Origin of the sequence: Bradyrhizobium glycinis (assembly GCF_016031655.1) — a bacterium.
GTDB classification, from domain to species: domain Bacteria; phylum Pseudomonadota; class Alphaproteobacteria; order Rhizobiales; family Xanthobacteraceae; genus Bradyrhizobium; species Bradyrhizobium glycinis.
The window spans coordinates 1-12901 of record NZ_JACCHQ010000012.1; the positions used below are offsets into that span (position 1 = coordinate 1).

Annotated in this window: 12 protein-coding genes and 1 pseudogene; 6 read left to right on the forward strand and 7 right to left on the reverse strand. The window is 66.3% G+C overall.

Annotated features, from left to right (window positions below; genetic code table 11):
- A partial coding sequence (locus tag HZZ16_RS18370) for an NAD(P)-dependent oxidoreductase (RefSeq protein WP_197950231.1) occupies window positions 1–372 on the reverse strand: 372 nt, incomplete at its 3' end.
- 230 nt (window positions 373–602) lie between these two features.
- Window positions 603–878, reverse strand: a pseudogene (locus tag HZZ16_RS18375) (carboxymuconolactone decarboxylase family protein); the annotation flags it as partial.
- 162 nt (window positions 879–1040) lie between these two features.
- Between HZZ16_RS18375 and HZZ16_RS18380 the strand changes: the two are divergent.
- The gene (locus HZZ16_RS18380) at window positions 1041–3722 is read left to right on the forward strand and encodes a TIGR02302 family protein (protein WP_197950233.1); all 2682 of its coding nucleotides are present in this window, start codon (window positions 1041–1043) and stop codon (window positions 3720–3722) included.
- Between the two features lie 163 nt (window positions 3723–3885).
- On the opposite strand, the gene HZZ16_RS18385 is transcribed toward HZZ16_RS18380, so the two are convergent.
- Together HZZ16_RS18385 and HZZ16_RS18390 are read right to left on the reverse strand one after the other, a co-directional pair.
- The gene (locus HZZ16_RS18385) at window positions 3886–4260 is read right to left on the reverse strand and encodes a response regulator (protein ID WP_025033579.1); all 375 of its coding nucleotides are present in this window, start codon (window positions 4258–4260) and stop codon (window positions 3886–3888) included.
- 38 nt (window positions 4261–4298) lie between these two features.
- Window positions 4299–5177, reverse strand: a complete 879-nt coding sequence (locus HZZ16_RS18390) for an MJ0042-type zinc finger domain-containing protein (protein ID WP_197950235.1) — start codon at window positions 5175–5177, stop codon at window positions 4299–4301.
- Window positions 5178–5381: 204 nt separating this feature from the next.
- On the opposite strand from HZZ16_RS18390, the gene ftsE reads away from it, so the two are divergent.
- From ftsE to HZZ16_RS18410, 4 genes are all read left to right on the forward strand, one after another.
- The gene (ftsE, locus tag HZZ16_RS18395) at window positions 5382–6041 is read left to right on the forward strand and encodes a cell division ATP-binding protein FtsE (protein WP_057028593.1); all 660 of its coding nucleotides are present in this window, start codon (window positions 5382–5384) and stop codon (window positions 6039–6041) included.
- A complete protein-coding gene (locus HZZ16_RS18400; RefSeq protein WP_197950237.1) occupies window positions 6034–7002 on the forward strand; it encodes a cell division protein FtsX in 969 nt (322 codons plus the stop codon). Before ftsE ends, HZZ16_RS18400 begins: the two co-directional genes overlap by 8 nt.
- A gap of 230 nt (window positions 7003–7232) precedes the next feature.
- A complete protein-coding gene (locus tag HZZ16_RS18405) occupies window positions 7233–7937 on the forward strand; it encodes a YdcF family protein (protein WP_197950239.1) in 705 nt (234 codons plus the stop codon).
- A gap of 11 nt (window positions 7938–7948) precedes the next feature.
- Entirely contained in the window at window positions 7949–8719 is a 771-nt protein-coding gene (locus HZZ16_RS18410; RefSeq protein ID WP_197950241.1) for a lysophospholipid acyltransferase family protein, read from the forward strand.
- 97 nt (window positions 8720–8816) lie between these two features.
- On the opposite strand, the gene HZZ16_RS18415 is transcribed toward HZZ16_RS18410, so the two are convergent.
- Entirely contained in the window at window positions 8817–9428 is a 612-nt protein-coding gene (locus tag HZZ16_RS18415; RefSeq protein ID WP_197950243.1) for a gamma-glutamylcyclotransferase, read from the reverse strand.
- A 110-nt stretch (window positions 9429–9538) separates the two neighbouring features.
- Between HZZ16_RS18415 and HZZ16_RS18420 the strand changes: the two genes are divergently transcribed.
- Window positions 9539–10723 carry a DUF2125 domain-containing protein gene (locus HZZ16_RS18420; RefSeq protein WP_197950245.1) on the forward strand — a complete coding sequence of 395 codons (1185 nt, stop codon included), beginning with the start codon at window positions 9539–9541 and terminating at the stop codon, window positions 10721–10723.
- 118 nt (window positions 10724–10841) lie between these two features.
- Here HZZ16_RS18420 and HZZ16_RS18425 read toward each other — a convergent pair whose 3' ends face one another.
- A complete protein-coding gene (locus HZZ16_RS18425) occupies window positions 10842–11777 on the reverse strand; it encodes a prephenate/arogenate dehydrogenase family protein (RefSeq protein ID WP_197950247.1) in 936 nt (311 codons plus the stop codon).
- A complete protein-coding gene (gene hisC / locus HZZ16_RS18430; RefSeq protein WP_197950249.1) occupies window positions 11774–12871 on the reverse strand; it encodes a histidinol-phosphate transaminase in 1098 nt (365 codons plus the stop codon). Before hisC ends, HZZ16_RS18425 begins: the two co-directional genes overlap by 4 nt.
- Window positions 12872–12901: the final 30 nt, after the last annotated feature.

A 12901-nucleotide genomic window follows, 5' to 3' on the forward strand; every position in this document is an offset into this window, starting at 1 on the left:
GCCGACGCCGCCGGAGACCGGACAGTCGATCTGCACGATGCCGCGTTGGGCGAGCAGGCCGTGAATCTTCGCGGCCATCGCCGAGCCGACGGTGGAGAGATCAATGAAACGTTTCGCGCGCTTGCCCTCGATCACGCCGTTTGCACCGGTGGCAACGTCCAGCGAAGCCTGCAGCGAGGGCAGGCTCGCCATCACGGTCTCGACCTGGTCAGCGACGTCCTTCGGCGACGACGCAGCAATGGCACCGCGCGCGACCAGCTTGTCCATGACCTCCTTGCGCGTGTCGAACACGACGAGCTGATGCCCTGCCTCGATCAGCCGCCGCGCCATCGGGAAACCCATGTTTCCGAGCCCGATGAATCCGATGTCCATGGTGTTTCCTATTTCTTCTTCGTGGTCCGTTGTACGTGAAGCGGCGATCGTTCTCCGCTCGTCGTCCCGGGGCATCGCGAAGCGATGAGCCCGGGACCCATAACCACAGGGCGGAGTCGCTGCGCGAAGTGGTTACTCCGGGTTCGTGTAACCACGTTTTCCTGAGGTTATGGGTCCCGGGCTCGCGCTTTGCGCGCCCCGGGACGACGAGCGGAGATTGGTGCTGCTCCTCACGCCTTGCCGTCGATCTCCGCGAACACCTCGCGCGCGATGCGGAAGCTGTCGACCGCGGCCGGCATGCCGCCATAGATCGCGACCTGCATCAGGATCTCGCGGATCTCCTCGCGGGTGACGCCATTGGTCAGCGCGCCCTTCAGATGCGCGCGAAACTCGTGCTGACGGTTGAGGATCGCGATCATGGCGATGTTCAGCATGCTGCGGGTCTTGCGCGGCAGCTCCTCGCGGCCCCACACCGCGCCCCAGCAATATTCGTTGAGCATCGTTTCCTTCGTCTTTCCTCGAGATTGGCGCGCGGAAATTACGGGGTTGCGCCGGGCCAGTCACGTCCTCGTGTTATGCGGGAAAAGGAGGCTCTCCCGTACAGGAACGGATGCCTCAGTGCTGCCGTTGTGATAGGCTCTGCTCTACCGGGCAACCTGGAGAGTTGATTGAACGGCGTCACCCCCGACCCGTCAGACCCGATCCGCAACGGCGATGCGCTGTCGCGGCTGAAGCTGGCGCAGGCCCTTGATCGGGCGACTTATGCCATCGCGTGGGAGCGTGCCTGGCCCAATGCGGCGCGCCTTCTGACCGTCGTCGGCCTGTTCCTGGTGGTGTCCTGGGCCGGCCTCTGGCTGGCGCTGCCGTTCACGGCCAGGGCCGTCGGCCTTGCCCTCTTCGCCGCGATCGCGGCAGCGGCCCTGTTCCCGCTGATTCGCTTCCGCTGGCCGAGCCGCGAGGAAGCGCTCGCCCGGCTCGACCGTGGCTCCGGCATCCGTCACCGCCCGGCCACCACGCTCACGGACACGCTGACCTCGCAGGACCCGGTCGCGCTGGCGCTGTGGCAGGCGCAGCGCGAACGGACGCTCGCCTCCATCAAGCGCATCCGCGCAGGTGTGCCGCACCCCCGGCTCGCGCTTCACGACCCCTGGGCGCTCCGTGCCCTCGTCATGGTGATGCTGGTTGCGACCTTCTTTGCCGCGGGTGACGAGCGTGCGATGCGGCTTGGCGCCGCCTTCGACTGGAACGGGGTGCTGGCGCCGGCCAATGTTCGCGTCGATGCCTGGGTCACGCCGCCGCTCTACACCGGCAGGCCGCCGGTCATCCTGTCGGCCGCCAACAAGGAAGCTGCGGCGTTGCCCGCCAGCGGCCCGCTCGCCGTTCCCGCCGGCTCGACCCTGATCGTGCGCTCCTCCGGCGGCAACCTGGATGTCGCCGTCTCGGGCGGCCTCAAGGAGGTCGCCCCGACTGAAGCGAGCCCCAAGGGGACCAACGAAAAGCATTTCGCGATCACCAGTGACGGCACCGCGCATCTCCGGGCGCCCTCCGGCCAGCCGCAATGGGCCTTTGCGGCCACGCCGGATCGTCCGCCGACGATCGCGCTCGCCAAGGATCCGGAGCGCCAGGCGCGCGGCGCGCTCCAGCTCTCCTACAAGATCGAGGACGATTACGGGGTCACCGGCGCCGAGGCGAAATTCGCGCCGCGGTCCACCGACGCCAAAGATGGTGCCAAAGACAGTGCCAAAGATACTGCCAAGGATGGTCCGAACGCCGCTGCCGGCGATGGCGACACCAGGACGGCGCCGCGGCCGCTGTTCCAGCCGCCGCAATTCCCGCTCGCGCTGCCCAATGCACGCACCCGCAACGGCGTCGGGCAATCCGTAAAGGATCTCAGCGAGGATCCCTATGCCGGCGCCGAGGTCACGCTGACGCTCACGGCCAAGGACGAGGCCGGCAACGAGGCCGCAAGCGAGCCGTTCAACATGCGCCTGCCCGAGCGGCTCTTCACCAAGCCGCTGGCCCGTGCATTGATCGAGCAGCGCCGCATCCTCGCGCTCGACGCCAACAAGAATTCGGACGTCTATGCCGCGCTCGACGGCCTGATGATCGCGCCCGAGATGTTCACGCCGAAGGCGGGACAATATCTCGGCCTGCACAGCGTGGCCCGGCAGCTCGAGGCGGCCCGTACCGATGATGCCCTGCGCGAGGTCGTGGCGAGCCTGTGGGCGCTTGCGGTGACGATCGAGGACGGCAAGATCTCCGACGTCGAGAAGGCGTTGCGCGCGGCCCAGGACGCGCTGAAGCAGGCGCTGGAGCGCGGCGCGAGCGACGAGGAGATCAAGAAGCTCACACAGGATCTGCGTCAGGCGCTCAACGATTTCATGCGCCAGCTCGCCGAGCAGTTCCGCAACAACAATGACCCGCAGCAGCTGGCGCGACCGCTCGATCCGAACACCAAGGTTCTGCGCCAGCAGGACCTGCAGAACATGATCGACCGGATGGAGCGCCTGTCGCGCTCCGGTGACAAGGATGCCGCCAAGCAATTGCTCGACCAGCTTCAGCAGATGCTGGAGGGCCTCCAGATGGCGCAGCCGGGGCAGTCCGGCGAGAGCGACATGGAGCAGGCGCTCAATGAGCTCGGCGACATGATCCGCAAGCAGCAGCAATTGCGCGACAAGACGTTCAAGCAGGGCCAGGATTCCCGGCGCGACCGCTCGCGCGGCAAGCAGCAGCAGGGCGATCAGTCCATGTCGGAGCTGCAGCAGGACCAGCAGGGACTGCGCGACCGCCTGAAGAAGCTGCAGGACGAGCTTGCCAAGCGCGGCCTCACCCAGAAGGGGCAGAAGGGTCAGCAGGGCCAGCAGGCACAGAAGGGCCAGAAGGGGCAGCAAGGCGAGCAGGGCCAGCCCGGCCAGAACGGCGATCAGGACGGCGACCAGGGCGATGACGGCAGCCTGGATGCAGCCGACGGTGCCATGGGCGATGCCGGATCAAAGCTCGGCGAGGGCAATGCCGACGGCGCCGTGGACTCGCAGGGTAAGGCACTCGACGCCATGCGCAAGGGTGCGCAGAAGATGGCCGAGGCGATGCAGCAGGGCGATGGCGACGGCCAGGGCGACGGCCCCGGTCAGCGCGCCGGCCGCCAACAGAGCGGCGGCAACCAGACCGATCCGCTCGGCCGGCCGCTTCATGGACGCGAATACGGCGACGATTACACGGTCAAGATCCCCGGCGAGATCGACACGCAGCGTGTCCGCCGCATTCTCGAAGAGCTCCGCCGCCGTCTCGGCGATCCCTCGCGGCCCCAGATCGAGCTCGACTATCTCGAGCGGCTGCTGAAGGAGTTTTGAAGCGCTAGTCCGCTACGTCCTCGTCATTGCGAGCGAAGCGAGGCAATCCAGAATTTTTCTGCCGAGGCATTCTGGATTGCTTCGTCGCAAGGGCTCCTCGCAATGACGAAATGGAGGCCTTGTGCGCCAGTGCTTCGACGGCGAAGCGGCTGTTGTTGGGACGCTACCCCTTCTTCGCCGCCAGCGCATCGGCGACCGCCGTGCGGATATCTGCGACCGAGAACGGCTTGGTCACGACGTCATGCACCAGCGCGTTCAGGTTCGAGGCGCGCTCGCGCTGGTCGGCAAAGCCGGTCATCAGCAAGATGGTCAGGTCGGGGAAATCGCGCGCGGCTGAGAGCGCCAGCGCGATGCCGTCCATCACCGGCATCTGGATGTCGGTGAGCAACAGGTCGAAGGCGCCATCCTCGCGGGTCAGGATCTCCAGCGCCTCGGCACCGTCCTGGGCGGTGACAGTCTCGTGGCCGTCCATGGCGATGGCACGCGCCACCAGCGTGCGCATTGAATCCTCGTCGTCGGCGATCAAGATTTTCGGCATGAGACGAACCTTGAAATAGGCGCCCCTTGCGGGGGCGATTATACGCTGCCACCGGCAATGTCGCGCCGGTTGAAGAAGCGCACGTCGATGTTGCGGCCCTCCGGCGGCGGCGAGGCGAGGCGCGAGCGGAAGAAGGCGCGCTCACCGGGCCGCAACACGGTCTGCTCCAGCACCGTGTTCCAGGCATAGATCTCCGCGCCTTGGGCGTCGCGCACGGCAAAGCGTAAGCGCGGAATGTCGAGCGGCTTCTTGCCCTCGCCGACGATCACACCCTCGATCACCAACACCTGCTTACCGTCCACCGTCTCGCTGGAGAGCTTAACGTCCTTGAAGGCGAGACCCCGCAAGTTCACCTCGAGCCCGACCATCTTGTAGAAGGCTGCCGTCTGCGGCAGCAGCCGCACCACGTCGCCACGCCAGAGCACCAGTGCCAGCACCAGCGCACCCATCGCGGCGCAGGCGGTCGGCAGGCCAAGATAGGATTTGCGCGATGCCGCGGCGGGGACCGGGCGGCTCACCCGCGCGCCGCGGCGGCGGAACAGGCTACGGAACCAGGACTGGTGCTGTGCGCCGGCCGCGTCCTCTTCGACCTGCCGGGCCGCTGCCGACCATTCGTCCTCGGTTTCACGGGCCTGCTCATCCGGCCAGTCGCTGGCGATCGAGGGGCTATCAACGACGGGCGCATCAGCGGCGCCGTCGTCCTTGGCATAGGAGTTCCATTGTTCGGCGAGGTCGGACTGGTCGTCGGCTCGGCTGGCCGCGGCCATGGCCGGAACGGACGCCTCCTCGATGGCATCCTCGGCGTGGGCGATCCAGGTCTCCTTGCAGCGGGAGCAGCGGACCGCCCGCCCGTTCGCCCCAAGGCTCGCGAGCTTGATGGCGTAGGATGTCATACAATGGGGGCAGACGATATGCATGGACGAGCCTTGATGCATGAACGAAGGTCTTGAACGGAGGTCTTGGACGGGTCTTGACGATGCCACGGTCGCGGAGATCGGGCGCCCTTTATGCTACTGGGTGACCGTTAACGAACCGGAAACCATAACGGCGGCAAAACCCGTTGATCGCGTATGGCGGAGCGCCGCAATGCGGCCCGCGCCCCCTCTCGAACGGAGCTGAGCTTGGTTCGGTTCGAAAATGTCGGATTGCGTTACGGTCTGGGGCCGGAGATTTTGCGCGACCTCACCTTCCAGATACCCGCGCACTCCTTCCAGTTTCTCACCGGACCGTCCGGCGCCGGCAAGACGTCCCTGCTGCGCCTGTTGTTCCTGTCGCATCGACCGACGCGGGGCCTCGTCAATCTGTTCGGCCACGACATCTCGCAGCTCGGCAAGGACGAGATCGCGGACCTCCGCAAGCGCATCGGCATCGTGCTCCAGGATTTCCGCCTGCTCGATCACATGACGACCTATGAGAACGTCGCGCTGCCGTTCCGCGTCATGGGCCGCAGCGAGTCGAGCTACCGCAAAGAGGTGATCGACCTGTTGCGCTGGGTCGGCCTCGGCGACCGCATGGACGCGCTGCCGCCGATCCTGTCGGGCGGCGAGAAGCAGCGCGCCGCGATCGCGCGCGCCGTGATCTCGCGGCCGCAGCTGCTGCTCGCGGACGAGCCGACCGGCAGCGTCGATCCGACGCTCGGCCGCCGCCTGCTGCGACTCTTCATCGAGCTCAACAAATCAGGCACCGCCGTCATCATCGCCACCCACGACATCGGGCTGATGGACCAGTACGAAGCCCGGCGGCTGGTGCTGCACCAGGGACGGCTGCACGTCTATGAGTAGGCTGGACGAGCGCGGCGTGCTGGTCGATCTCGGACAGGAGCGTCCGCAGCTTCCGGCCAAGGCGCGCAACATGTCGCCGATCGTGCCGCGCGCCTCGATCCACGGCAGAGCGCTGCTTGCGGTGGTCGCCATCATGACGTTCCTCGCCTCGATGGCCACGGGCACGGTGCTGCTGGTCAGTGCCTCCGCGGCCGAATGGCAGTCGGATGTTGCGAGCGAAATCACCATCCAGGTTCGTCCGCAGGTCGGCCGCGATCTCGAGCGCGACACCGCAGCCGTGACGGAGGCGATGCGCGCGCAAGCCGGCATCGTCGAGGTCAAGCCGTTCACCAGGGAGGAGAGTGGCAAGCTGCTCGAGCCCTGGCTCGGCACCGGCCTGTCGATGGACGATCTGCCGGTGCCGCGCATGATCATCGCGCGCGTGCAGCCGAGTACGCCGCTCGATCTCGGCGCCTTGCGCGCGCGCGTCACGCAGGTCGCGCCGAGCGCCAGCGTCGACGATCACCGCGCCTGGATCGAACGCATGCGCCTGATGACGAACGCCACCGTGCTGGCCGGCCTCGGTATCCTCGCGCTCGTCATCATCGCAACCATCATCTCGGTGTCGTTCGCGACCCGCGGTGCCATGGCGGCGAACCGTCCGATCGTCGAGGTCCTGCATTTCGTCGGCGCCGGCGACCGCTACATCGCCAACCACTTCCTGCGTCATTTCCTCAGGCTGGGTCTGGAGGGCGGTGTGATCGGCGGGGGCGCCGCCATGCTGGTGTTCGGCTTCTCTGAGTCCATCGCCGGCTGGTTTTCCGGTACCCCCGTCGGCGACCAGTTCGCCGCGCTGCTCGGCACCTTCTCGCTGCGCCCCTCCGGCTACGTCGTGCTCGCGGTCCAGGCGGTGCTGATCGGTGCCATCACCGCAATCGCCTCGCGCCAGACGCTGTTCGCGACATTGAATGACGTTGATTGAGTTTTTTCTTCCCTTCTCCCCTTGTGGGAGAAGGTGGCGCGAAGCGCCGGATGAGGGGTTCTATCCACGCGTACAAATGCTGACGTGAGTGCGCGGAGAGAGACCCCTCACCCGCCTCGCCGCTTCGCGGCGAGCCACCCTCTCCCACAAGGGGAGAGGGTGAAGAAACCGGACTCCACTTCGCCTCAAAACGTCATAAAATCAGGTCGGGAAGGGATCACCGACATCGCATGACCTCGCCGACCGACGATCGATCGCCGAAACTGCCGCGCGGTTGGCTGCGCGCGGCAATCGTGTCGACGATCGCACTCGCCTTCGTCGGCGCGGCAGCGGGCTTCGTTGCATTCCTGTCGCAATTGCGCGGCGCCGAGACGGTGCCGGACCGCAAGGCTGACGGCATCGTGGTGCTGACCGGCGGCTCCTCGCGGGTTTCCGACGCGATGGAGCTGCTGGCTGCGGGTTATGGCAGGCGGCTCCTGATCTCCGGCGTGCATCCGACCTCGACGGCGAGCGACATCTCCCGGACCTTGCCGGAGAACCAGTCCTTCATGACCTGCTGCGTCGATCTCGACCGCACCGCGCTTTCGACACGCGGCAACGCGGCGGAGGCGCGGCGCTGGGCCGAAGGGCGCCGATTTACATCGCTGATCGTGGTCACCTCGAACTATCACATGCCGCGTGCGCTGGTGGAATTCTCGCATGCGATGCCACGGACGACGCTGATCCCGTTCGCGGTGGTCGGCGAAAAATGGCGCGAGGAGCCGTGGTGGACCTCGGGCTCGACGCTGCGGCTGCTCCTGTCTGAATACGTCAAGTACATTGCGGCCGAGCTCAGGGTGCGGCTGGAAGATTTCGGGATTGACCTTTGGCCCGAGATGTCGGAGCAGCCTGCAGGTCAGCAACCGAGGCGACCCGCCACCGCACAGGCCAATTGATCGGACCATCGATGTTCCTGATTTTTCTGCGCTCGCTCGTGTTCAACGTGCTGTTCTATGCCGTGCTGGTCTGTCTCGCGATCGTTGCGCTGCCGACCTTTGCATTGCCGCCGCGCGCCATGCTGACGGTGGCGGAATGGTGGGCCAAGGCCACGATGGTCCTGATGCGCCTGGTTTGCAACATCAAGGTGGAATTCCGCGGCATCGAGAACATCCCGAAAGGACCGCTGCTGATCGTGGCCAAGCATCAGTCGTTCTGGGAGACGTTCGTGCTGCCGGGCTTCTTCAACCGGCCGATCTTCATCCTCAAGCGCCAGCTGCTGCAGATCCCGGTGTTCGGCCAGTTCCTGGTCAAGACAGGGATGATCGCGATCGACCGCAATGCCGGCGTGAAGGCGCTGCTCGACATGACGCGGCGCGCGCGCGAGGCGGTGCGCAGTGGAAAGCAGCTCGTGATCTTTCCGGAAGGCACACGCCGCGCGCCGGGCGCGCCGCCCGACTACAAGACCGGCTTTGCGCAGATCTATTCCTCCTGCGGCGTGCCGTGCCTGCCGATCGCGCTCAATTCCGGCCTGTTCTGGCCGCGCCGCACCTTCATGCGCTATCCGGGCACGCTGGTGGTGGAGTTTCTCGAACCGTTGCCGCCGGGCTTGCCGAAGGACGAGTTTCTCGCACGCGTGCAAGCCGCGATCGAGGACGCGACCGCTCGCCTCGTCGAAGCGGGTCGGAAGGAGCAGGAGCAGTTGATCGGCTCGGCGCCGAGCTACGCGCGGGCGGGCTAAAGCGCGATGAGATTGAGATGAATCATCACCGCGCTTTAGGTTGTTGTTTACGCATGATCTTTCCGGAAAACCGCTTCGCACTTTTCCGGATCATGCTTTAGCGGCTTTCGCGATCTTCGTCCCGATCCGCCGCGTGCAGGGAATGCGCATCAGCATGCAGCATCAATGCAAGCTGATGCAGCTGGGTGTCGCGAAAGCCTTCGGCCTCGATCGCCTTCACCGTCGCGGTGACGTAGTCGCGGTTGGCGCCGGACTGACCGTGGCCCTGGACGACGTGGCGGTGCTGCTCGGCGAGCGAGAGGCGGCCGGCATATTGCACATGGCCGCGGTCGACGACGTAGGCGAGCGCGGAGACGCGCTGGCGCGCATCGTTCTCCAGCCACACCGAGCGCATCACCTCGCGATAGACCGAGGTGACCTGCTCGCGTGCGCGCAAATATGCGACGACCTCGGCACGGTTCTTCTCGGCGACGCGGAAGGCGATGCCGCGGCAGGCGCCGCCGCGGTCGAGTCCGAGCACCAGGCCCGGCTTCTCCGGCGTGCCGCGATGCACGAAGGAATAGACGCAGAGCGCGCGGTGCTCGCCGACCAGCCGCGCCGGGACGCGCTCCTCGAAGTCGAAGCCCGGCCGCCACATCAGTGAGCCATAGCCGAACACCCAGAGGTCGCCGTTGGCTGTGGTGACGGAGGGGAGGGTGATTTCGGACATTTCGGGCACGGCTACCAGAACCCTGCGCCCAAGCGAAGCGATTTCTGCACCTTTCGTCGCAGGCCGGCTCCGCTTACATTTGCCTGAATCTGGCGTCAAAGGGTCGCCGCATGTCCAATATGCCCGTTGCCACACGCCGCCGCTCCCGCTGGGGCCTCTTCATCGCCCCCGTTCTCGTCCTGATCCTTGCCGTCGCGTGGAGCTGCTTCTGGTTCTATGCGGCGTCGCAGGCCGAAATCACCGCCGACGCCTGGCGGGCGCAGGAAGCCAAGGCCGGCCGCGTCTATGATTGCGCCAAGCGCTCGATCGCCGGCTTCCCGTTCCGCTTCGAGGTCCAGTGCTCCGGCGCTAGCGTCGCCCTGATCTCGCAGAATGCGAGCAAGACGCCGTTCACGGCCAAGCTCGACAACATCCTGGTCGTGGCCCAGGTCTACGATCCCAAGCGCATCATCGCGGAATTCTCCGCGCCTGCGACGCTGATCGACGGCGTCACGCAAAACACCTTCACCGTGAATTGGAGCAAGGGCCGCGCCAGTGTGGCGGGCCTGCCGGCGGTGCCGGACCGCGCTTCCATCGTGTTCGACGAGCCCGGCCTCAACCGTCTCGATGGCAGCGTTCAGGTGCCGCTTGCGCGCGCCAGGCAGGTCGAGCTGCATGGCCGTCTCGCCGAGGGCTCAGCGTCGGATCATCCGGTGATCGAGACCGTGCTCCATGTCGCGCAGGGCAGCATCCAGGGCGTGCATCCGCTGCTCGCCGAGCCGTTCGAGGCGGACACCCGCGCCAAGATCACCGGCCTCTCCGACCTCACGCCAAAGCCCTGGCCGCAGCGCTTCCGCGAGATCCAGGCCGCCGGCGGTCACATCGAGATCGTGCAGTCGCGCATCCAGCAGGGCGAGACGATCGCGGTTGCGGCCGGCACGCTCGGCCTGTCGCCCAACGGCCGGCTCGACGGCGAATTGCAGATGACGGTGACCGGCCTCGAACGCGTGATCCCGGCGCTCGGCATCGAGAAGATGCTAGAGGAGGGCGTGCCGCAGGCAACGCTCGATCGCCTCGCGCCCGGCGTGAAGTCGCAGGACCTCAACAATCTGTTCGGCGCGCTCGACCGCGCCGTGCCCGGCCTCGGTAAGGTCATCAAGCAGAACGCCAATGCCGGCGTTGCCGCCGGCGTCAATTCGATCGGCACCGAGAGCACGCTGGAAGGCAAGAAGGCGCGGAGCTTCCCGCTGAAATTCGTCGACGGCGCCGTGCTGCTCGGCCCGGTCAAGGTCGGGCAGATCCCGCCGCTGTATTGAAGACTCTCTCGTCATTCCGGGGCGATACGTAGCATCGAATCCGGAATCCATTTCACCATGTGCGCTGTGGCCTGATGGATTCCGGGCTCGGCCCTTCGGGCGCCCCGGAATGACAGGCTCACGGCTTCTTCAGCGCCGCATGCGGCCGGCCGAAATCGGGCGCGGCGGAATCCTGGCCGATCTCGACGATGCCGCGGCGGATGGCGCGGGTGCGAGTGAAGTGGTCGAACAGCGCCTCCCCATCGCCGCGGCGGATCGCGCGGGTGAGTTTTGCGAGATCCTCGGTGAAGGTGCCGAGCATCTCCAGCACGGCCTCCTTGTTGGCGAGAAAGACATCGCGCCACATCGTCGGATCGGAGGCCGCGATGCGGGTGAAATCGCGAAAACCGCCGGCGGAGAATTTGATCACCTCGGATTCCGTCACCTGCGCCAATTCGTCGGCGGTGCCGACGATGGTGTAGGCGATCAGATGCGGCAGGTGGCTGGTGATGGCGAGCACGAGGTCGTGATGATCCGGCGTCATCACCTCGACCTTGGCGCCCATCGCCGCCCAGAACGCGCGCAGGTGCTCGGTCGCCGCTGCGTCGGTGCCGTCGGGCGGGGTCAGGATGCACCAGCGGTTGATGAAGAGCTCGGCAAAGCCGGAATCCGGGCCGGAATGCTCGGTGCCCGCCACCGGATGCGCCGGCACGAAATGAATGCCGCTCGGCAGATGCGGGGCCATGTCCCTGACCACCGCGCCCTTGACCGAGCCGACGTCGGAGACGATCGCGCCCGGCTTGAGATGCGGCGCGATCTCCTGCGCCACGGGTCCGCAGGCGCCGACGGGAATGCAGAGGATGACGAGATCGGCATCCTTCACGGCTTCCGCATTGGTCGCCACGACCTGATCGACGATGCCGAGCTCGGCGACGCGTGCGCGCGTCTTTTCCGAGCGCGCAGTGGTGACGATCTCGCCCGCGAGGCCTTGGAGCTTCGCAGCACGCGCGATCGAGCCGCCGATCAGGCCGAAGCCGATCAACGCAACGCGCTGGAAGTGCCCCTGCGCACTCATTTGCCGCCCATGAAGTCGCGCAAGCCTTCGACGACGAGGCGGTTGGCCTCCTCTGTGCCGATGGTCATGCGCAGCGCATGCGGCAGGCCGTAGTTCTTCAGTGCGCGCAGCACGAGTCCCCGCTTGGTCAGGAAAGCGTCGGCGTCGTCGGCGGTCTTGCCCTTGTCCGTCGGGAAATGGATCAGCACGAAATTGGCAACGCTCGGCGTCACCTTCAGCCCGAGCTTGCCGATCTCCTCGGTCAGCCAGTTGCGCCAGGTTTCGGTGAACTGCTTCGACATCGCCTGATGCGCGGTGTCCTCGATCGCGGCGACCGCGGCATACATCGCCGGCGTCGACACGTTGAAGGGGCCGCGGATGCGGTTGACCGCGTCGATGATGTGCTCGGGCCCGAACATCCAGCCGATGCGCAGCGCGGCGAGACCATGGATCTTGGAGAAGGTGTGTGTCACCACCGTGTTCTCGGTGGTGGCGACGAGCTCGATCCCCATCTCATAGTCGTTGCGCGAGACGTAGTCGCAATAGGCGGCGTCCAGCACCAGCAGCACGTGCGCCGGCAGGCCGGCGCGCAGCCGCTTGACCTCATCGAACGGCAGATAGGTGCCGGTCGGGTTGTTGGGATTGGCGAGCCAGACCAGCTTCGTCCGCGGTGTCACGGCCTTGAGGATGGCGTCGACGTCGGCGGTGAAGTTGGTTTCGGGCGCGACCACGTTCTTGGCCCCGTTCGCCATGGTCGCGATCGGGTAGACCAGGAAGCCGTGCGTGGTCGAGATCGCCTCGTCGCCGTGGCTGAGATAGGTGTGCGCCAGCAGATTGAGGATCTCGTCCGAGCCGGCGCCGCAGATGATGCGGTTGGGATCGAGACCGAAAGAGCGGCCGATCGCCTCGCGCAGCACGCGCGAGGTGCCTTCCGGATAGTCCTCCAGATGATCTGCCACGCGCTTGAACGCCTCGATCGCCTTGGGCGAGGGCCCGAACGGCGTCTCGTTGGCCGAGAGCTTGAACACCTTGCGGCCCGGCTCCGGCACCGGGCTCTTGCCGGGCGTGTAGGGCGCAATATCGAGAATGCCGGGATTCGGCACGGGGCGGGACATCTTGGACTCCGGATAGGCTGGGCTTTTCGC

Bases quoted from the DNA above. Each gene is read 5' to 3' on its own strand.
- HZZ16_RS18385 (WP_025033579.1), bottom strand. From the start codon at position 4,260: ATGCCGAAAATCTTGATCGCCGACGACGAGGATTCAATGCGCACGCTG.
- HZZ16_RS18390 (WP_197950235.1), bottom strand. From the start codon at position 5,177: ATGCATATCGTCTGCCCCCATTGTATGACATCCTACGCCATCAAGCTC.
- HZZ16_RS18400 (WP_197950237.1), top strand. From the start codon at position 6,034: ATGAGTAGGCTGGACGAGCGCGGCGTGCTGGTCGATCTCGGACAGGAG.
- HZZ16_RS18405 (WP_197950239.1), top strand. From the start codon at position 7,233: ATGACCTCGCCGACCGACGATCGATCGCCGAAACTGCCGCGCGGTTGG.
- HZZ16_RS18410 (WP_197950241.1), top strand. From the start codon at position 7,949: ATGTTCCTGATTTTTCTGCGCTCGCTCGTGTTCAACGTGCTGTTCTAT.
- HZZ16_RS18415 (WP_197950243.1), bottom strand. From the start codon at position 9,428: ATGTCCGAAATCACCCTCCCCTCCGTCACCACAGCCAACGGCGACCTC.
- HZZ16_RS18420 (WP_197950245.1), top strand. From the start codon at position 9,539: ATGTCCAATATGCCCGTTGCCACACGCCGCCGCTCCCGCTGGGGCCTC.
- HZZ16_RS18425 (WP_197950247.1), bottom strand. From the start codon at position 11,777: ATGAGTGCGCAGGGGCACTTCCAGCGCGTTGCGTTGATCGGCTTCGGC.
- hisC (WP_197950249.1), bottom strand. From the start codon at position 12,871: ATGTCCCGCCCCGTGCCGAATCCCGGCATTCTCGATATTGCGCCCTAC.